We start from the raw sequence: 17,252 nt of genomic DNA, 5'->3' as shown, positions 1-17,252 counted from the left end.
CTGTTCGAATCCGTTTGAAAAAATGCGTCATTTACTGGCTTCCGAGCGGCACCAACACATGTCTTCCCTGCGAGTTATAGATGTAGTGCTTGCCGATCTGGACTTCACCCTTTTTAGGCAAGGGCTCTAATTGCAAGTACAGCACCCCGCGGTCTTCGATGATTCTCCCTTGCTCCATGATCTGTCTGTATGCAGGCGCGTTTTGGTATTGATCCAGGATTTTTTGCCGCTCGCGATAGAGCTGGCCATCTCGTATCAAAACAAAATACAAGACCAATAAGACAATGCCGGTAATAGAATAAGGCAGGCTTACACCTAATCCGTAGAAGAGTGCCTGAATGCGATCCTGAAACTGCAAAGGATGTTTTAAGTTTTTGAGCCCGGATACAGCCCCCTCGATGGCCATAATGGATTGTTGGACGCGCGTTTCCAGATTTTGAAAATGCTCATCGGTTTCTGACAAAAACAGCGCTGACCAATCATCGATCTGCTGGCCGTACTTCATCTCATATTTGCCCTTGGTCTGCGTAAGACGGGCCGGTCCGGCACTATGCATCGCTGAAATTTTCTCTAATTTCCTTTCTGAGCCTGAGCCTTGCGCCAGGCGGGTAGTCTTTGAGCGCATAACCGTGACGGATACCATCCAGGATCTGCCCCCCAAGAAGCGAGGCCGGCTCGAAATCGCCGAAACGTTTCAGAGATAGCCCAAGTGTGGTACAGTTATCTTCAAGCTCTTTTGACAGGTTAGGAAACTGGTTAAAGCCAAATAGGTTTTGCCAGACCACGATCTCGAACTTGGGGCCAAGGGCCGCCCTCATTTTTTCCAGGAATGCTATACTGGCCAAATACGCCCCGCCGCCGCCAATGATGATATGGAATATGGCTGTAATACCCAGCTCGTCACACCACTCCTTTAAGTCAATATCCCGAGTGATCAAAGCAGGCAGCTGCTCGCTTTCCGGCGCGCCAAAGTCCATAAAAACTTTCTCGAAATGGCTACCCGACAGGCTTTCCACATAACCTATGAAAAGGTCGCGCATGAGCCTTTCTCGGTTGTCCAATAGCGAAAACGCTTCAAAGCGGTCGGGACCCAAAAAAGCCAGTTGCCTGGATGATGTCTTGGTCGAGCTGTCCAAATCGACAAACAGCGAAGCACCGCCTGCCTGGGAAAGTGCCCTTAGGTAGGTATGCAGGCTTTTACCTACACCGCCTTTGGCCTGCACAATAAAATGGAATTCAGTTTTCATTTTTCTTTGCAAATTTTGATTCGTAGTTGAATTGGTCTTGTAGCTTGATTTCATCGGGGTCACTCACTTTGAAGGCGCCGGGCGGATTGCTCCCAGGCTCTGATGAATGCTCCGACCTCGGTCTGGGCTTCTGGGTAGGTGTGCTGTTTCTACTGGCGGTGATTTCGCTTTTGCCTTTAAAGTAGAACCGGCAGTAACGCACATCATCGGCTGTGACCAGCCCCGGTCTGCCCAATTTGGCACTGATCAGATCAGCGATCCTGGCGCGGGAGAGCCCGGTCAGAAGCTCTTCTGCAAAAAGCGCAAACAGGGCTTGCCTTCGTTTTCTGTCCTTTTGCTCGAAGAGCTCGACTAGTAGCTTGTCATCGATCAACATCATCAGCCAGGTTTATCCCGGTAAGCACTATACGACTGCCGAGTTGCGGGTGAAAGGAAGGCTTGTAGCTCAGGTAGCCATAACTGACCAGCTCCCGCAGACACTTGTGATAGGTCGCACCGGACTTGATCCTAGAAAAGCCCATCAGTTTGCTGCGGCTGGCATGAAACGGGAGTTTTTCGGTTCCTTCTCCGTAATAAATCAGCGCGGTATAAAGGCTGATATGGTAGCTATTGAGCCTGTCATCGGATTTGACGGCTTCAAGTAGTCTCCTGTCCAGGACACTACTTGCATAATCTGCCCTTTTCATCGCTTAACCCCATTTTGGTTGAGCATGGCAGCGATGTCGCGCTGATTGTAAAAGAAGCATCCACCGATCTTGGTGAACCGCAGGTGCCCCTGGATGCGAAGGTTCTGCAGGGTGCCCGCTGAAATGCTTAGCATCTTTCTTACCTGCGCGCTTCTCAGCCAGGTGGCCTCCGAGGGCTTCTGCTGGGAAAGGATGGATTGCAGCTCCGCAATGATTTCGGTTTTCAGGTGTTGCAGATCCTGCTTGGTAATCATTTCGACATTCATATTTCTGCAAGTTTATGGTGGAACATTCCGGCATTAGGCCTGCCGGCTGCTTGCAAAATTGAACGGGAGAAAGCTCACCGCAATGACCAAAACTGGCAGCTGGTCATCACTTAGATGGCTTTGACCTGGTCAGGACAATATCAAATAGCCTTAAATCAGTTGGTACCTGCGAGCCTTTGATCATTTCGGCATCTTTCTGCACGGGAAAGTAATTGCGGGCTGTCTCGATAGGTATGGGTTTACGGTTGTGGGTAAAATATTTGCTGATCAGCTTATACCAGCCGCTCTGACCCTGAAAATTGAAGAGCCTACGCTCGTCAGGTAGAACCAGGTTTTGCAGTTGATGGACCAGATGTATGAAGGTGGGTAGGTGCTTGTCACGAATATCGATCTTGCTGCTTGGTTCAAACTGCCGAAGCGCTTGAAGTTGCCTTTCGAGTTCGGCGATGTGTTTTTTGAGGTCAGAGATTTCCTCATTCTTTTCGGCAATAACCAACTCCAAGGCCTGTGAGGAATTCCATTGGTCGATCGAGTGAAGAAACGTTTGAAATGCCCGTAGTTGGTTGATTTGCTCTTTTGCGCGAAGGGCTTTTCGGGAGAACGGGTCTACCAGCTTCAGTACAGCGATCCGCGTTGCAACGATATCAGAAACGTAGCGGTGAAAGTGCTGCTCGTTCCCATTAACACTGTCAATGTAGTACCGAAGATGAAAATTGTAATAATCAGTGAGCTCGTGATCAACTAAATTGTCGAGCTTTAAAAGGAAATGGTTGTCGTGAAAAGGGCTCTGAATGAACAGTGTTCCAATCTCGAACCTATGAGGTTTAAAGTTCCAGGGATTACGGATTTTAAAGTAAGAGTACTGCATGGTTTTTTTAACCATAAGTTACATATTACTCGCGAAAACCGCAACAACTTAGTTGATGGCATTAAAAGAGATTTAATACAACACCTTTTATACATTATTGATTTTAATATCTACTAAGGGATTACAACTTTCGATTTGTTGTAATTATTGCAACGCCGACATTCGCTCTTCCGTTGTACTTGGCGCGTAACTTTTCGTCGTTTGTAACAAGTGTATATTTAACAATGTAATGATCCAGAGCCGGATGTATATCTCGAACCTTCATCTCTTTTCCATCGACGACATAGACAAAATTATTTTTCCCGTCTAAGCTAGCTCGTAGCATTGGGGAAGCGGAATCAGGCCTCTCGACGATCTTCTCAGAACAGCCTAAAAAAGCCAATGCACAGACAAAAACAAAAAACTTTCTCATAATTCCGTCGAATAAAGTGAAGTTTAATTTTTCAGATCCTAAGCTCAAGTCGTACACAAGACTGAGAACGAGCGCAACAGCGCCCACTGCCTTATTAACTCGCCCGTGGTTCATTAAATTGTACAATTGGGTTAAATTAAAAGATTGAACGAAAAGTATCGCGGATTCGGTAGAACTTTTTTTTAGTGAGAAGGTTGCTACCTGTAAATCTCACTGCCCTCTTTGAATATTGAAGAGTTTAAAATTTACCTTTTCTCAAAATATGCTCGCCGAGACTAGCTGCCATGAAGCATGGTAATATGCTTTGAACTATATAGATGCTAATATTTGCTCTATATGTAACTTTCAAAAGGCTGGTGGTCGATTATGTACAATCTTTTAATTTAACCCTTATCTGGGCGATTTTCATTTTGAAACAGCCTCTTTTCTTGTAGATTTAATAAACTGCGCTGGCTGCAACCTCTCGCCAGTTGTCTAAATCCTGTTGTACGCTTTGTAGCTTTGCGGTAAGGGTGCTAATCGCAATTTTCCCTAAAGGTAGGCGGAGGGGTGGGTTTTCGGTTTGAGTTATTTGTATGATAGCGGCAGCGGCCTTTACAGGATTCCCCTCCTGTTGACCATTTACTTGTTGCATCCGGTTTCGGAAAGCCCCCGCCGTTGGCTCGTAATCGTCAAACCTATTGGCAGCTTGACGAAGCGAGGTATCGGCAAAATAGGTACGGAAGGGCCCAGGCTCGATCAAGGTCAACTTGATACCCAATGGAGCGATTTCAGCCGCCAACGCCTCACTAATTCCTTCCAAGGCGAATTTACTGGCACTATAGATACCAAACCCCGCAAATCCTTTTATCCCGCTATGAGAGGAAATTTGAATAATGTGGCCGCTTTGCTGCTGACGAAAGAGTGGGAGAAATGCTTGAGTGATGGACAGCGTACCGAAAAAATTAGTCTCGAAGGCGGCCCGAATTTCGCTTTCTGACGCTTCTTCAACAGCCCCCGCAAATCCATACCCGGCATTATTGACCAGCACGTCTACCCGACCGAATTGAGCGGTAACGTTGCTTACTACTTGTGCAATTTGCTCGTTTTCATTTATATCCAGCTTGAAAGCAGCCCCTTTTTCTGAGTTGGCGCCATTGAATTGATCGACCTGCCTGGAGTCGCGGAAAGTACCAATTACAAAGTCTCCGTGATTCATTACCGCTTCGGCAAGAGCTTTTTCCAAACCGCTCGATATACCCGTGATGAACCAGATTTTGGCTTGTTTATTTGTCATCGTAAGTTTATTTGTCATTGTAATATGCTTCCTAACTCGGTGTTTAGTGCTTCAATAATTCAATCTGGCAACTTATCTTGACCATTTCGCCAACGGCCAAGCCCCCAAAATCCATGATGTTGTTCCACGTCATACCCCATTCCTTACGGTTAATAGCACCGGTTACATTTAAACCCGCTTTAGTATTTCCGAATGGGTCTTTGGGTACAATTCCTCGAAAGTTTACGTCCAGCTCGATGGGCTTACTGACACCGAGCAACGCCAACCTACCTGCCATTTTGTATTTTCCCGGCTCGACAACGCGTATACCGGTGCTGGCAAATGTCATTTGCGGGTGTTTTTCGGCATGAAAAAAATCCGCCGAAAGTAAGTGTGCATCTCGTTGCTTATCCAACGTATCGATGCTGCTGACATCGACGTTGATTGTTACGCTGGCATCCGAAAAATCGTCTGTCTCGGTATCCACCGTGCCATCAAATTTGTTAAAATGGCCTTCGGTTTCGGTAATGCCGAAATGCGTTACCGAAAACCCAATCTTGCAGTGTGTAGGCTCAAAAACCCACTTAGTTAGTGCTTGTGTCATCGTCCTGGATAAAGTTAAATTGAGGAGACAAAGTTATCTCAATGCTCATCCTGGAAGTTATAACGGAACTGACTATAGTGGGTACTTTTCGGACATAACCTGTTTAAAAGCCGTTGGCGATAAGCCTGTTTCGTCTCTGAATACGCGGGCGAAATAAGAGGGATCAAAGAAACCCAATTGTGTAGCGACCTCAGAAACGGTCATTTGGGTAAATGTTAGCAAGCGTTTAGCTTCGAGCAGGCTTCGGGATCGGATTACTTCGCTGGCTGTTTTTCCCGTCACTTGTTTGCAAATCAAATTTAGATGGTGCTGAGTGATGCTTAAGTCGGCGGCATACGCCCTAACGGATCGGTTTTCGCGGTAATGTTGATCGAGAAGATTTTTTAGTTTTTTATAGAGGATCACATATTTACTGGCCGTGGTTTTGCCCGCTTGCGTTTCAATACGACGCTGAATCTGCCCCAGCAAAACGTGGAGCAACGATTGACAAATAGCCGCCGATGAATCTTTCCGTTGTTTCTCCCGGCCCAACAATTCGATCATGTGGCGAATCTCGTCGAAATCCTCCTTAGCCAGTTGCAGTAGGGGGTTGGCATAAAAATTGTCCAAAAAACTGAGTTCAAAGAGCTTGTCTTTATCTTGGTGATTGAGCAAGAAAAAGTCTTCCGTGAACAGTATACTGCCCCCGGCTAAATGCTCCCATTCCTCAAAAAAATGAAGTTGACCAGGAGAAATAAAAAACAGGGATTGGGGCTTTAGTTCATATTCCGCGTAGTCAATGGCCTGGCGGCTAATTCCCGCATCAATCCACAAGATTTCATAGAAAGTGTGCTTATGCGGATCATCCACATTGGGTTCCTCCATTTGCTCGAAACGCATTAATTCAAACTCGGTGCTGCTGTCCGGTTCATTAATGAAGTGGCCAATGGTATAGGTGGGAAAAATGGACTGCATACTCAAAACGGGACACGATCAAGGCTCTTCATTAACAGTAATCTATTAAAATAGGTTGGACGTCGATTTTAGACCGTTGGGTTAAATTAAAAGATTGTACGGCTGCGGCCGCCGCATAAAGTACCGTTACCCCTGCTAGAAAGCTCGAATAGTACTTTTTCATAAAAATTGACTTTTGGCAAATATTTTATATCTGCCTATCTTCACAATTATACTGGAAAAATCTCGATAAAATCTTCAATGATATCGCTGAGATTTGAATACAGGCGATTTAAGCCCGGTCATTTAGCTACGCGAAACCCGTGGTACTTTTGGTTCTAACTTTTAATTTAATACAATATCGGGTCGCTACGGCTGCATTTTGGTGATTTAAAGATTCTTTACACCTGAAAGTGCCAATGGAGCCGAATACCATATATATTTCATTCCCTTAAACTGCTTAGAATCTAGCTTTATAATATAGTCATTCTTTAATGTTTTTTCAATTAAAGCAATATCATCCACGGATATCTTGGAATTGCTTTTTATTAAAAAATTCAATTCTAAAATTTTACCTTGACGTGTCATCTTATAATTTACAATTACTGTGTCATCCGGGATAGGTCGTGATTTCAATTCAAAGGATTTCTTGATGAGTCCATCTCTCCTTTTTGATTCATCTTTACCCATGTCAATTGTTGAAAATGCGTTTCTGGAAACATCCTCAGGTATGACCGCGAGATCATTATCAAGTTTGTTTGATGTATTCGAGTACATCTTCCGCCCACTCGGGTTTGAACTCAGTTGGCTAACCTTGTATGAAACTCCATCCGAAGACACCTTTTCTTCGAGTTTCTTTAACTTCCCCTGACAAAACGCATGTTGTGCGAACATACAGATGATAAAAATCAGTATCTTTTTCATAATCTTATCATTTTGGACAACTTGAACTATTGAAAATTTCAAACATCGCTCCCGGTGTCAAGGACTGTGACGTTGTACCCGCGACATTAGGATGTGTAGTATCATATAAACCTAAATAGTTAAAATATTCAGCAGAAATGGGCCCAAATGTGGTCGGGAACTTGGTCCCGCCTTGCGTAATTTCATCAATCCAAAGAGAATATTCATCCGTTGGAATTGTCGGCATATCCGGCCAACCGTGAATATATGCCATTATATCTTGAAATAGTGCCACTTCGAATTCTATATTGACGTGCCCATTCGTTGTATATTGCGTTGTACCGCCAGAATAATATGCATTTTGGAATTTATGAAAAAACTCTTCCATCACTATGTCTTCGGTCATAAAGCTTTGAGATTTAAAATACATCTTGTTGCCCACTGGGTCATAAAAGGCATCCGCAAGACTAGGACTGAGATTGGGATCGTACCTGATATCTAACTTTGCGTTCCGTGAGGTTAGGCCAACATACAAAGCCCTGAGTGCGCAACTTTTCTCGAACATCAGGTCCCATTGTGCGTTTATTTGCGCTAACATGCTTGCGGTCAGGTTATTAAATCTAACAAGGTTTGAAAGTCTATCGGGCAATGGATAATATGGATTATTGTCCGTTGAAGCTCCCCCCCCGGAGGAGCTCTGAATTCCTCCCACAACTGTTAGATAACCGTTTGAGTTACCAATTGATGCAGGCATGACATAATAGCAAAATAGTGTTGAATACATATATTGACATGGGGCATAGTACCCTATGTCGGGTATGTAGGCACAGGAGAAATACTCGACCAATCGGCAGTCATAGCCTAATGTACGACCATTCGGCCCCTGTATACTTCCTTCGGATACAATTGCGCCGTTTTCGATACCGACTGCTTTTACAAAATTTCCAAGCTCGTCTTCAACAATAACCTGCCCGCTCCACTTCGCCGAAGGATCAGCCATACTTTTTTCTTCATCTTCTACGTATGTGGCAATTTCGAAGTCGTGACCTGTGCCATTCTTTGAGACAATAAAGAAGCTACTGGCACCATAAGAGTCATATATTCTATTTCGGCCAAGGATAAAGATTTCTTCTTCGAGTGAGAACGGCACGATCATTTTCTGACCGTTTGGGGTTTCAATAGTGTACGCCTCGTTCCATCGCAGTTTGCGTTTGTTAGTTTTGTCCCTTTTGTCTTTTCCTGTAACTTTTAATACAGACACCATTGTCATGGCCTTGGCGTAATCATTTTTGACGTTGTTTAGATCAAATCCATTGCCAGGTACGTTTGTCAAACCATTCAATAAATGATCACTCGGATTTTTACATGCATATAGCAATCCTAATAATAGTACCGCTACGAGCATCGAGATGTAGAACCTTTGTCTCATAAATAGCTCATGTTTAACCGATAGATATTTTTTACGAAATATTATAGCGATGATAGCGAATTGATATTTCACAAAAAAGAATGAATTGATTCGCAGGACGTATTTTCGACCAATTTTCAAAATGGTTAGACAAATGACTGATATTGATAGACGAAGTTGTATCAACAGCATTGTACCCAATATTTTATTATGAGGTTGGACTACCGAGGGCTTGGCGAGGGTGTAAGCTTTCCCAAAAAAAGCGCGGTGATTGTCCTTACCCCGATTAATGAGCCAGTTTTGACTTGAGTCAAAGATTAGCTTGTGTTGGCCATTCGTTTCAACTCTTTGATCGTTTCGACACTATCGCAAATTTCCAATAATTTGCCACTTACGGTTTTTAAATATGTTTCGGATGATAGCCTCTTTTTTGCAATTTCATTATCCTGTAATAAACCGTCGATCGTAGCAAAATCGTCATTTTCTATTATTAGCCTCGAATATGAATCTCAAATTGTATCATCTACTTCTATTAATCATAATAGGATGTAGCGAAAAGGATCTAAACCGGAATTGCGTCGAGAAGACAAGAGACAATTCTGGGTGCTATGCGGTTTACAACCCGGTTTGCGGCTGCAATAGAAAGACATATAGTAATGACTGTGAAGCTCGCGCTCACGGCATGGAAACTTTTACCGCCGGCGGATGTCCCGAGAAAAGCAGATAGAATTCATGTTAAGTTCGAGTCTCATTTATGCAAAGTGGTTTAGCCGTCTACGTGACAGGCTATTTTTTGACTTCCAAGATATTGGAAACAATGAATTTAACACCTGTACCTTTTGTAGTTACTTCCGCAAAGCCCAGATAATAGCAATCCATTTTCTAATCGTGTCTTGACCCCTTATAAGTTGGACACTTCTTCCAAAATGGTTGTGTCACAGACCATCGCTTCGTCCCATTTTTGTTGGGGCGTCACGAAGCCGATTGAACGATGCAGGCGGCTTTCATTGTAATGTTTGATGAAACGCTGAATTGTGTCTTTGGCCTCATAATAGCTAGCAAATTGGTTACGCTCAATCACTTCACGTTCTAAAATACTGTGAAAAGCCTCGATGTAAGAGTTCTCTTCTGGCGTTGCAACATGCGTGAATTGCTGCTTTACATCCGAATTTTTCAAAAAATTCCGAACCTTGTGGGCAATGAATTGGCTGCCGTTATCATTTCGTAATATTACACCTTGGAGCTGATAAAAATGGTTAACCCGGCGAAGCAAGTTTATTAAATCAAGCTGCCGAATGCTGCCCTGGAACATCCAGTCGATAATTTTACGGGTATAAACGTCCAGAATACACAGCAAATAGTAATTGCGACGTTCACCATGAACCCAGACATATTTAATATCCCAGCACAAGTATTCAAGTGGCTTACTAGCCTCAATACGACGAAATTGAACAAATTCACGCTTTCCACTAGGTCGAATCATTTTGTTCAATAAAAGGCCATTGGCAAGCATAAGCCGGTACACTTTCTTCTTATTGATCCGATACTCTTTTTTTAATTCGTGAGTAGCATACTCATACCCAAACGCGTTAAATTCGGTATCAATGAGCTTTTTAATCGTATCCAACCGACGAACCCATATTGTGTAGTTTGGCATTCTTTCAGGTAGGCTAAGCGTTCTTATTCCGGAATTTGCTCCAGTTATTTGGAAGCAGTTGGTAGAGGTTTTTTTGTTTGTGTGACTGGATCCTTTCGAAGACATCTTTGAGCCACTCCTGCTCGTCTACACCGTTTTTCTTGCACATAGCCATAAATGAGTACATTGCTGCTGTCATCTCAGCAGCCTGGTGAGAACCGGCGAACAAAAATGCCTTTCTTCCAATCTTATGTAAAGCTTTACATAAAATCGGTTATGTATAGTTTACGATTATGTAAAGTAAGTATGCTAAAGTCGCTTTTAAGCTTCGTAGAAAGTGAAAGCGCTTTACATAATAATATGCGTTGTTTTAGTGATTGCGATGTTGCAATCGCTAAAACAACAAGCTATGAGAAAAATACGCACAATTTTCGACCAGCTCATCTTTGACGCAGGCGAAGTGTTGAGAACCAAATTGTCAAGGACTGATAAAACGGTCAACTGGTATCGTATCTATTGGCGACGAATGTGGCGTGAGCTACGGGGCCAAAGCATATCCGAATTCACCTCTGATATTGGCAGGCAATACTTACTTGACCGGTTTGGTGAGCTCGATTACGCTACACTTTCCAAAAGAGATAAGGATTTTGTGAAAACTGTCAGTGTTCTATGTGAATTTTATGACACTGGTACTATAGCGAGATCTCGGGAACGGATCAAACTGGACGGCGCAATCGGCGAGCTGGTTAAGCAATTTGCTGATCACCTGGCTACTCTGCGTTTAAAGTCAACAACAATAAGGGAGCGCGAACATTACCTGAGCAAGTTTCTTCTCTATCTGAAAGATAAGGGCATCACTTCCGTCGACAAGGTGGATAAATTAGTAATTATGGATTATCTGAGGACCTTGGATATACGGTATTCCACTGTTGCTCATATGACATTAAGAGCGATCAGAACATTTTTAAAATTTCTCTTTGAACAGGGATTGATAAAAAAAGATATCTCACTTTCTGTCCCACAAGACAACTATCAAAAACAGGCCAAGCTTCCGTCTGTTTTCAACGTCGATGAGATTCAAAGAATGATCAGCAAGATAGACCGCGCCAGGCCCTGTGGTAAACGTGATTATGCGATCGTATTAATTGCCGCCAGACTGGGCCTGCGAGCATCTGATATTGCCGGGTTGAAGTTTGAGAATTTGTTTTGGGAACAGAGCATAATATCGATATTTCAGTACAAAACCGAGCGGCAACTCCAACTTCCTTTACTTGCTGAAGTTGGTGAAGCGATTATTGAGTACTTGAAATACGGAAGGCCAATTTCTAATGAACCGTATGTGTTCCTGTCAGCTGGATCTCCCTTTAGACGGATGCATACCCCTGGCATAACGAGTCTTGTGAACCGCGCATTTATCCTCTCAGGCGTTAATATTGAGCATCGGCACCATGGGCCTCATGCGCTTCGTCACAGCCTTGCCAGTTTACTTCTGGAGCAGAGTACCGTTTTACCGGTTATTACAGAAGTGCTCGGTCATGAAAACTCCCGTTCAACAAAATACTATTTACGGATAGACCTTACATCCATGAAGCAGTGTATGCTTGACGCACCTGCTGTGGCTGATGGCTTCTATAATCAGAAAGGAGGTTGTTTTTATGCATAGTCACTTCACCGGCATTTATGCCCCGTATCTGGATCAATACCTGGATTACAAAAGGCGATTAGGCTTTAAGCAGCAAACAGAGGAATCCATACTTGCAATTTTTGACCGCTTTACTGTTAGCCGTGGCGAAACTCGGCTGGGTATCACGCCAGAGCTTTCGCAAGCATGGATGAAAACCGGCACCAACCTGTCGTCATCCTATAATTTTCATCGCGCATTGCTCATCAATAAACTGGCATCATTCCTTAACGAACAGGGTATCCACTCTTATCTGATGCGTTTACCTGTATGTAAAATGGATTTTACACCACATATTTATTCACAGGATGAGCTTGAGCACCTTTTTGAAGCAGCAGATCATTTTCGCATCAAGAAGGGTTTACGTCAAATCATGTTTGCCATGCCTGCGCTTTTAAGGTTACTGTACTGTACAGGCCTCAGAGGCGGAGAAGCATTGGCTTTATCGGTTGGTGATGTTAACCTCGATGACCAGACCATCCTTGTACGCGACAGTAAGAACGGACAGCAGCGCGTTATCCCTTTTTCAGATTCGTTGGCAACGGTACTTAGGCAATATGCCTTTTACAGGAATGAGTTGCCCGCTTGCCTGGTAAAAAAGGACCGCTTTTTCATCTCCCTGGCTGGAAAAAGGATATCACGTGATTGTTTCGGACGCTGGTTTTCACGTTTGTTATTGGCCGCCGGAATTCCAAAAGGTCGCGGTATAACCCCACACGCATTGCGCCATTCATTTAGTGTCCATTCCCTGGCAATGATGGCCGAACGTGGAGCGGATATCTACTGCTGCTTACCGGTACTCTCAACCTACCTTGGTCACAAATCTGTAGAATCGACAAATCATTATGTCAGGCTGGTATCTGCCATGTACCCTGGGTTGCTGAAGGATATTGACAGGATCTGTATAAACGTTTTCCCTAACACGTCAGGCTATGAAACCTACTAACTTCTCAAAATGCCTGACAGGTTTTTTGACCGGGTATTTGGCGCACGAGCGCGGCGCAAGTAAGAACACTATCAACGCTTATCGGGATACTTTCATCCTGTTCATAAGTTACATGGAAGTCCAAGGTATCCCTGTATCAAGATTAACACTAGAGAATATTAATCAAATGGCAGTCATCGGTTTTCTTGACTGGCTACAGGTAGAACGCAAAAATGGTAACGCGACCAGGAATGCGAGATTGGCTGCTATCCATGCTTTTTTTCACTACATGCAGTATCAGCATCCTGAACATCTTTACGAATGTCAGAAGATCTTATCGATACCGATGAAGCGCAAGGCGACAGTACCAATGAACTACCTGACAATTGATGCGATTAAAATACTTTTACAGCAACCGGATACCCGGACTGTTAGAGGTAGACGTGATCTGGCTTTACTTTCGTTGATGTACGATACGGGCGCACGCGTTCAGGAGATTATTGATCTGACGCCGTCTAGTCTCAGGCTTGACAAGCTGAGTACAATCCGGATTAAGGGTAAAGGCAACAAAACTCGCATTGTGCCAATGCTTGAGGAGCAGGCTAGGTTATTAAAGCCTTATCTGAAAGAACATGATCTGGTCCAGGCCCATAATAACGCACACCCACTGTTCTTCAATAGCCGAGCCGAAAAGCTTACACGGGCTGGTGTAAATCATATTCTGCTCAAATATGCTGATATGGCCAGAAAGACAACAGATCAGGCTCATTTACCGGAAAAGATCAGCTGCCACACGCTGCGGCACAGCAAAGCGATGCACTTGCTACAAGCAGGCGTCAATCTGGTGTACATACGCGATATTCTCGGTCATGTTTCTGTTCAAACCACGGAAGTATACGCACGAGCCGATTCGCGTGCCAAACGGGAAGCCATCCAGAGAGCATACACATCAGTTGTACCGGAAAAGCAGCCGGTCTGGTTGTCGAATGAAAACCTTTTGGACTGGCTCAAACGTTTTTGACCATCGTTATTATGTAAAGTAACGTGACAGAAAATTGCCGTTTGTTAAAAATGGAAGGTGTAATTAGTCACTTACTTTACATAATCTTTAACTATGCATAACCGATTGCAAGGGGCCTGATTACGTTCTCCGCGAGATTGTTATCAATTTCAATTTGCCCGTGAAGTGCGTAGGCGCTTAGTCCTTCCCAGCGTGGTAAGGAGTAGGCTATGGCCTGACCGAGTGGACTTTTAGGGATTACGAGGGGGAGCTGTTGTGTCATCCACTCCTTTAATTCCAAAAGAACCGGTACTGACTCTTCCTGCCTTAATTTTGTTTTTTGCTCCCAATTCAGTTGCTGATCCCGCATTTGTTGTTCGAGAGCGTAGAGTACCTGCATACGTTCAAGCACATAAGTCGATCTTTCTTTATCGTATTTAAGAGCGTCAACAAATTTTCGGCGGGCATGGGCCATGCAGTAGACCAGAAGGATATCTGGATGGTTACCAAAGAGCTTTTCGTAAACGGCGTACCCGTCAACCTGAAGTATGCCAGTGTACCCTTCCAGCATCTGCTTAGGCCCACTTTGATCGCGGCCTTTACGATAGTCAAACAGCGTCAGTTTGTCACAGGGAGCATTATATATCCACATGTAGCCCTGGTGGATCCCATTTTTATGGTCTCTATCAAGCACTTTTAGAGGTGTTTCGTCGGCTTGTAAATACTTTTGATTGAGAACGAGCAGTTTTAAAAGCTCCCATAAGGGAGCCAAGTGCTGCCAACCTTTCATGATCCAGTCTGATGCAGTGGAAGCAGGGACATTTACTCCTAACCGTCTGTATTTGTCTATCTGCCGGTGAAGGGGAAGCCCAAAAACATATTTATCAACAACCATTTGGGCGATGACTGCTTCGGATGGGATGCCCTTTTCGATTACACGGTCTGGAAGCGATGCGGTTATGATGCCCTCACCATTTGCACGGGCATATTTGTAACGGATATAACGCTTCACATAAAACTCAGCAGGAATAAGGTCTAATACCTCCGTGACCACTTCTCCGATTATGGCGCAGCCGGTAACGTCTTCGGTAGGTTCAATGATGATGATCTCACGGCGCAGGTTCTCAGGAAGTATCATTCTCCCAGTGCCCTTTTCACGTTTTTTGGCAGGAGTTTTTTCCTTTACAACATCTGCGACTTGCTGTGATAGCTCTTCTTGCTGCGTCTGGTCGGTTCCCAGTTCAAAGAGATCAATCTGGTTTGCATCCGTGTGGATACTGGCCAGTCTTTCATTCTTTTTGCCGAATATATACCGCTTATATTTATCAAGCTCAAAGTTCAGGGCCTGGATCTGCTCATCCTTTTCCGATATTAATTCCAGCGACTTTTTATGTGCAGCAATCGCCTGCTCATAGAGTAATTTATAGTCCGTCGCCGCGTCTTCCATTACCCGAAAATACAGCAAAAAATCAGCCTAAACAAGCTTCTATGGTCCTTTTTAGGCGGTTTTACTGCTTATTTTTATGACCTGATTTGTGTGCTGATAACGTTTTCTGAGGCGGACGGAATCCAGCATTACACCCTGTAAAAGAAGTGTCAATTGATGGCTGGTGATGGCTATATTTTCTGACTTTGGCCATTCAAAAGTGCCCTGTTCAAGCTTTTTGATATACATGGCAAACCCGTCCCGATCCCACTGCAAGAGCCGGATTTGATTAAGTCGTTTACCTAAGAAAACGAAAACATCGCCGCTCGATGGATCAAAGCCCAGTTCATTGCGTACCAGTCCGGCTAGGCTGTAGATTCCATAGCGCATGTCTGTTGGGCTCCGGTATAGGAAATACCGGCAACTAGTAGATAAGGCCAGCATTTTAAAGAATGAGCTTCCTGATAAAAGATGCGTCAAGAGAACCGAAGAGCTCTATACGCGCTCCGGATGGAAAAGTGATTGCTGCCAGCGCCTGTTGGTCTTGGCCCAGTAACTCCGGTTGTGGAACTGAAATCTGACTGAACCCAAGGGGCGGTGATATGGTGGCTACATTCTTGCCGCGGAATTTTTTAACCCAGTAATTGAATTTATGGTATCCCATACCATTCCGATTGCAAAAAGCCTGTTTGCTTATCCCTTGCGTCTGCCACTGATCGTACAGCTCACGCATTTTTTCTGTCTCATTTTTCATGAAACAAGATTACGAACTATGCGAGTCCGTTGAAATATGGTTTTATCGGACGCATACTTTTAATCCGAATTACCACATCTTCATTAGGAGCCAAAGCGCCATCCAACTTCATCGTAACCTGACTGGCCTTTGCTCCTGGTTTGCCATTTCGAGCTTTGTAATAAGATACGCTACGCGGTAACTCTAACCACTTACACAGTTGCTTTCGCGTTGTAGATTGCTGATATTGAGTCATGACGGCTATCTTTTCCTGGGTCCGATAGGAGTTTTTTTTAGCAGTTCACTTTTCACCTCCAGTTCGAGAGCTTGCTTGGCTACTATGCGTTTCAAGCGTTCGTTTTCTTCTTCTAAGGTGCGTAGTTGCGGATCAACTCGTGGGTAGGAATCCCGAAGGCCATCCTTGCCGCTCGCCAAATACTTTTCCTTCCACCTCCTCAAAAGAGATGGTGACAGGCTATACTTTCTGCTAACCTCGGAAGGTCCGCTCCGAATAGATTCCTGTACGATCGAGTACCGATCTTCGGCACTGAATGTTCGCCGTTGTTTACTCATGATTCCTAAATTAAATGGACTAAACTGTTTTTACAATTTTGTCCAACCATTTAGGGGGCTAAGACATAACATAGGTCTAATGGATATATTATTTCACTGGGATTGGTAATTTGGTCTCTCATAGGCTGAAAATATGAGTGATAAAGTGGAATATATCCAAATCTCCAAAATACCTGAAGATATGCTGCTTTTAAAAGAGACACCAGCACTTTGGTATCTAAAATTTTTGTTTTCGATAAAGGTTTAGCAGAAAATTCTGTGAGACCTTTGTCGATTTTCGCATTCCATTTTTCAACAAGTCTTTTATCATTGTTTTTCTCAGACAATAAGAAGTTTGCCACGCCTAAATGTGTTCTTGTTAATATTCCTCTCAGTGTCTTTTGCTCCCCGACGTCCAGATCGACCGTTATTGCACGGTGCTCTGGAAAATCTCTATTAACAAATAATTCCATCGCACCTTTAAGATGTGGCTCGATTTGCCATCCGGCATCATTATTACACTTTCTGCACGTTACAACTAGTTTCCTTCCCCCTAATGATTGTTGGGGAACATGATCAATAGTAAGATCTTTTGACTCAATATTGAAATATTGCAGACAAAGCGGACACAGGTAATCTCGGCCGCCGTCATGAGCAACTCCAAATCTATTTCTCACATGAGCAAGCTGGTCTAAATAAGGATGCAAATTCATTGAG

At 43.9% G+C, this 17,252-nt stretch carries 23 protein-coding genes; 4 read left to right on the top strand and 19 right to left on the bottom strand.

The window, feature by feature from the left end:
• Positions 1 to 31 precede the first annotated feature (31 nt).
• From ON006_RS00450 to ON006_RS00395, 12 genes are all read right to left on the bottom strand, one after another.
• Positions 32 to 556, bottom strand: a complete 525-nt coding sequence (locus tag ON006_RS00450; protein WP_244824583.1) for a hypothetical protein — start codon at positions 554 to 556, stop codon at positions 32 to 34.
• Positions 549 to 1,247, bottom strand: a complete 699-nt coding sequence (locus tag ON006_RS00445) for a P-loop NTPase family protein (protein WP_244824582.1) — start codon at positions 1,245 to 1,247, stop codon at positions 549 to 551. Before ON006_RS00445 ends, ON006_RS00450 begins: the two co-directional genes overlap by 8 nt.
• Entirely contained in the window at positions 1,237 to 1,626 is a 390-nt protein-coding gene (locus tag ON006_RS00440; RefSeq protein WP_244824581.1) for a hypothetical protein, read from the bottom strand. The genes ON006_RS00445 and ON006_RS00440 overlap by 11 nt, the downstream gene beginning before the upstream one ends.
• Positions 1,610 to 1,933: a hypothetical protein gene (locus ON006_RS00435; protein ID WP_244824580.1), complete on the bottom strand. Its 324-nt coding sequence runs from the start codon at positions 1,931 to 1,933 to the stop codon at positions 1,610 to 1,612. The genes ON006_RS00440 and ON006_RS00435 overlap by 17 nt, the downstream gene beginning before the upstream one ends.
• Entirely contained in the window at positions 1,930 to 2,199 is a 270-nt protein-coding gene (locus ON006_RS00430; protein WP_244824579.1) for a helix-turn-helix domain-containing protein, read from the bottom strand. Before ON006_RS00430 ends, ON006_RS00435 begins: the two co-directional genes overlap by 4 nt.
• 106 nt (positions 2,200 to 2,305) lie before the next feature.
• Positions 2,306 to 3,082, bottom strand: a complete 777-nt coding sequence (locus ON006_RS00425; protein ID WP_267609940.1) for a hypothetical protein — start codon at positions 3,080 to 3,082, stop codon at positions 2,306 to 2,308.
• A gap of 106 nt (positions 3,083 to 3,188) precedes the next feature.
• Positions 3,189 to 3,593 (bottom strand): hypothetical protein, encoded by a 405-nt coding sequence (locus tag ON006_RS00420; protein WP_244824577.1) that lies wholly within the window; start codon positions 3,591 to 3,593, stop codon positions 3,189 to 3,191.
• A gap of 322 nt (positions 3,594 to 3,915) precedes the next feature.
• On the bottom strand, positions 3,916 to 4,755 hold the full coding sequence (locus ON006_RS00415) for an oxidoreductase (protein WP_244824576.1): 840 nt from the start codon (positions 4,753 to 4,755) through the stop codon (positions 3,916 to 3,918).
• Between the two features lie 43 nt (positions 4,756 to 4,798).
• A complete protein-coding gene (locus ON006_RS00410; RefSeq protein ID WP_244824575.1) occupies positions 4,799 to 5,338 on the bottom strand; it encodes a YceI family protein in 540 nt (179 codons plus the stop codon).
• A gap of 72 nt (positions 5,339 to 5,410) precedes the next feature.
• Positions 5,411 to 6,292: a helix-turn-helix domain-containing protein gene (locus ON006_RS00405; protein ID WP_244824574.1), complete on the bottom strand. Its 882-nt coding sequence runs from the start codon at positions 6,290 to 6,292 to the stop codon at positions 5,411 to 5,413.
• A 369-nt stretch (positions 6,293 to 6,661) separates the two neighbouring features.
• Positions 6,662 to 7,195 carry a hypothetical protein gene (locus tag ON006_RS00400; RefSeq protein ID WP_244824573.1) on the bottom strand — a complete coding sequence of 178 codons (534 nt, stop codon included), beginning with the start codon at positions 7,193 to 7,195 and terminating at the stop codon, positions 6,662 to 6,664.
• A 7-nt stretch (positions 7,196 to 7,202) separates the two neighbouring features.
• A complete protein-coding gene (locus tag ON006_RS00395; protein WP_244824572.1) occupies positions 7,203 to 8,603 on the bottom strand; it encodes a hypothetical protein in 1,401 nt (466 codons plus the stop codon).
• 481 nt (positions 8,604 to 9,084) lie between these two features.
• Between ON006_RS00395 and ON006_RS32170 the strand changes: the two genes are divergently transcribed.
• The gene (locus tag ON006_RS32170) at positions 9,085 to 9,309 is read left to right on the top strand and encodes a Kazal-type serine protease inhibitor domain-containing protein (protein WP_244824571.1); all 225 of its coding nucleotides are present in this window, start codon (positions 9,085 to 9,087) and stop codon (positions 9,307 to 9,309) included.
• A 174-nt stretch (positions 9,310 to 9,483) separates the two neighbouring features.
• Here ON006_RS32170 and ON006_RS00385 read toward each other — a convergent pair whose 3' ends face one another.
• Together ON006_RS00385 and ON006_RS00380 are read right to left on the bottom strand one after the other, a co-directional pair.
• Positions 9,484 to 10,239 (bottom strand): IS3 family transposase, encoded by a 756-nt coding sequence (locus ON006_RS00385; RefSeq protein WP_244824570.1) that lies wholly within the window; start codon positions 10,237 to 10,239, stop codon positions 9,484 to 9,486.
• A gap of 13 nt (positions 10,240 to 10,252) precedes the next feature.
• A complete protein-coding gene (locus tag ON006_RS00380; RefSeq protein WP_244824639.1) occupies positions 10,253 to 10,387 on the bottom strand; it encodes a transposase domain-containing protein in 135 nt (44 codons plus the stop codon).
• A 240-nt stretch (positions 10,388 to 10,627) separates the two neighbouring features.
• Between ON006_RS00380 and ON006_RS00375 the strand changes: the two genes are divergently transcribed.
• From ON006_RS00375 to ON006_RS00365, 3 genes are read left to right on the top strand one after another with little or no spacing between them, the layout of a single operon-like run.
• Entirely contained in the window at positions 10,628 to 11,881 is a 1,254-nt protein-coding gene (locus ON006_RS00375; RefSeq protein WP_244824569.1) for a site-specific integrase, read from the top strand.
• Entirely contained in the window at positions 11,874 to 12,845 is a 972-nt protein-coding gene (locus tag ON006_RS00370) for a tyrosine-type recombinase/integrase (protein WP_244824568.1), read from the top strand. The genes ON006_RS00375 and ON006_RS00370 overlap by 8 nt, the downstream gene beginning before the upstream one ends.
• Positions 12,832 to 13,845, top strand: coding sequence for a site-specific integrase (locus ON006_RS00365; protein ID WP_244824567.1), 1,014 nt, complete (start codon positions 12,832 to 12,834; stop codon positions 13,843 to 13,845). The genes ON006_RS00370 and ON006_RS00365 overlap by 14 nt, the downstream gene beginning before the upstream one ends.
• Before the next feature lie 91 nt (positions 13,846 to 13,936).
• Here the strand turns inward: ON006_RS00365 and tnpC are convergent, their stop codons facing one another.
• The 5 genes from tnpC to ON006_RS00340 all read right to left on the bottom strand — a co-directional run bounded on the left by tnpC (position 13,937) and on the right by ON006_RS00340 (position 17,248).
• A complete protein-coding gene (gene tnpC, locus ON006_RS00360; RefSeq protein ID WP_244824566.1) occupies positions 13,937 to 15,289 on the bottom strand; it encodes an IS66 family transposase in 1,353 nt (450 codons plus the stop codon).
• Between the two features lie 33 nt (positions 15,290 to 15,322).
• Entirely contained in the window at positions 15,323 to 15,694 is a 372-nt protein-coding gene (gene tnpB, locus ON006_RS00355; protein WP_244824565.1) for an IS66 family insertion sequence element accessory protein TnpB, read from the bottom strand.
• Position 15,695: 1 nt separating this feature from the next.
• Positions 15,696 to 16,004: an IS66 family insertion sequence element accessory protein TnpA gene (tnpA, locus tag ON006_RS00350; RefSeq protein WP_244824564.1), complete on the bottom strand. Its 309-nt coding sequence runs from the start codon at positions 16,002 to 16,004 to the stop codon at positions 15,696 to 15,698.
• Positions 16,005 to 16,244: 240 nt separating this feature from the next.
• Positions 16,245 to 16,556 (bottom strand): transposase, encoded by a 312-nt coding sequence (locus ON006_RS00345; protein WP_244824563.1) that lies wholly within the window; start codon positions 16,554 to 16,556, stop codon positions 16,245 to 16,247.
• A 50-nt stretch (positions 16,557 to 16,606) separates the two neighbouring features.
• Positions 16,607 to 17,248: an HNH endonuclease gene (locus tag ON006_RS00340; RefSeq protein ID WP_244824562.1), complete on the bottom strand. Its 642-nt coding sequence runs from the start codon at positions 17,246 to 17,248 to the stop codon at positions 16,607 to 16,609.
• Positions 17,249 to 17,252 lie beyond the last annotated feature (4 nt).

Source organism: Dyadobacter pollutisoli (assembly GCF_026625565.1).
GTDB lineage: Bacteria > Bacteroidota > Bacteroidia > Cytophagales > Spirosomataceae > Dyadobacter > Dyadobacter pollutisoli.
This window is presented reverse-complemented; position numbering and strand designations above follow the sequence as displayed.

Coding starts and splice junctions, on each gene's coding strand:
- tnpA (WP_244824564.1), bottom strand. CDS start 16,004: ATGAAAAATGAGACAGAAAAAATGCGTGAGCTGTACGATCAGTGGCAG.
- ON006_RS00425 (WP_267609940.1), bottom strand. CDS start 3,082: ATGGTTAAAAAAACCATGCAGTACTCTTACTTTAAAATCCGTAATCCC.
- ON006_RS00345 (WP_244824563.1), bottom strand. CDS start 16,556: ATGAGTAAACAACGGCGAACATTCAGTGCCGAAGATCGGTACTCGATC.
- ON006_RS00445 (WP_244824582.1), bottom strand. CDS start 1,247: ATGAAAACTGAATTCCATTTTATTGTGCAGGCCAAAGGCGGTGTAGGT.
- ON006_RS00450 (WP_244824583.1), bottom strand. CDS start 556: ATGCATAGTGCCGGACCGGCCCGTCTTACGCAGACCAAGGGCAAATAT.
- ON006_RS00440 (WP_244824581.1), bottom strand. CDS start 1,626: ATGATGTTGATCGATGACAAGCTACTAGTCGAGCTCTTCGAGCAAAAG.
- ON006_RS00340 (WP_244824562.1), bottom strand. CDS start 17,248: ATGAATTTGCATCCTTATTTAGACCAGCTTGCTCATGTGAGAAATAGA.
- ON006_RS00375 (WP_244824569.1), top strand. CDS start 10,628: ATGAGAAAAATACGCACAATTTTCGACCAGCTCATCTTTGACGCAGGC.
- ON006_RS00415 (WP_244824576.1), bottom strand. CDS start 4,755: ATGACAAATAAACAAGCCAAAATCTGGTTCATCACGGGTATATCGAGC.
- ON006_RS32170 (WP_244824571.1), top strand. CDS start 9,085: ATGAATCTCAAATTGTATCATCTACTTCTATTAATCATAATAGGATGT.
- ON006_RS00420 (WP_244824577.1), bottom strand. CDS start 3,593: ATGAACCACGGGCGAGTTAATAAGGCAGTGGGCGCTGTTGCGCTCGTT.
- ON006_RS00370 (WP_244824568.1), top strand. CDS start 11,874: ATGCATAGTCACTTCACCGGCATTTATGCCCCGTATCTGGATCAATAC.
- ON006_RS00435 (WP_244824580.1), bottom strand. CDS start 1,933: ATGAAAAGGGCAGATTATGCAAGTAGTGTCCTGGACAGGAGACTACTT.
- ON006_RS00410 (WP_244824575.1), bottom strand. CDS start 5,338: ATGACACAAGCACTAACTAAGTGGGTTTTTGAGCCTACACACTGCAAG.
- ON006_RS00405 (WP_244824574.1), bottom strand. CDS start 6,292: ATGCAGTCCATTTTTCCCACCTATACCATTGGCCACTTCATTAATGAA.
- ON006_RS00430 (WP_244824579.1), bottom strand. CDS start 2,199: ATGAATGTCGAAATGATTACCAAGCAGGATCTGCAACACCTGAAAACC.
- tnpB (WP_244824565.1), bottom strand. CDS start 15,694: ATGCTGGCCTTATCTACTAGTTGCCGGTATTTCCTATACCGGAGCCCA.
- ON006_RS00385 (WP_244824570.1), bottom strand. CDS start 10,239: ATGCCAAACTACACAATATGGGTTCGTCGGTTGGATACGATTAAAAAG.
- ON006_RS00380 (WP_244824639.1), bottom strand. CDS start 10,387: ATGTGCAAGAAAAACGGTGTAGACGAGCAGGAGTGGCTCAAAGATGTC.
- ON006_RS00395 (WP_244824572.1), bottom strand. CDS start 8,603: ATGAGACAAAGGTTCTACATCTCGATGCTCGTAGCGGTACTATTATTA.
- ON006_RS00400 (WP_244824573.1), bottom strand. CDS start 7,195: ATGAAAAAGATACTGATTTTTATCATCTGTATGTTCGCACAACATGCG.
- ON006_RS00365 (WP_244824567.1), top strand. CDS start 12,832: ATGAAACCTACTAACTTCTCAAAATGCCTGACAGGTTTTTTGACCGGG.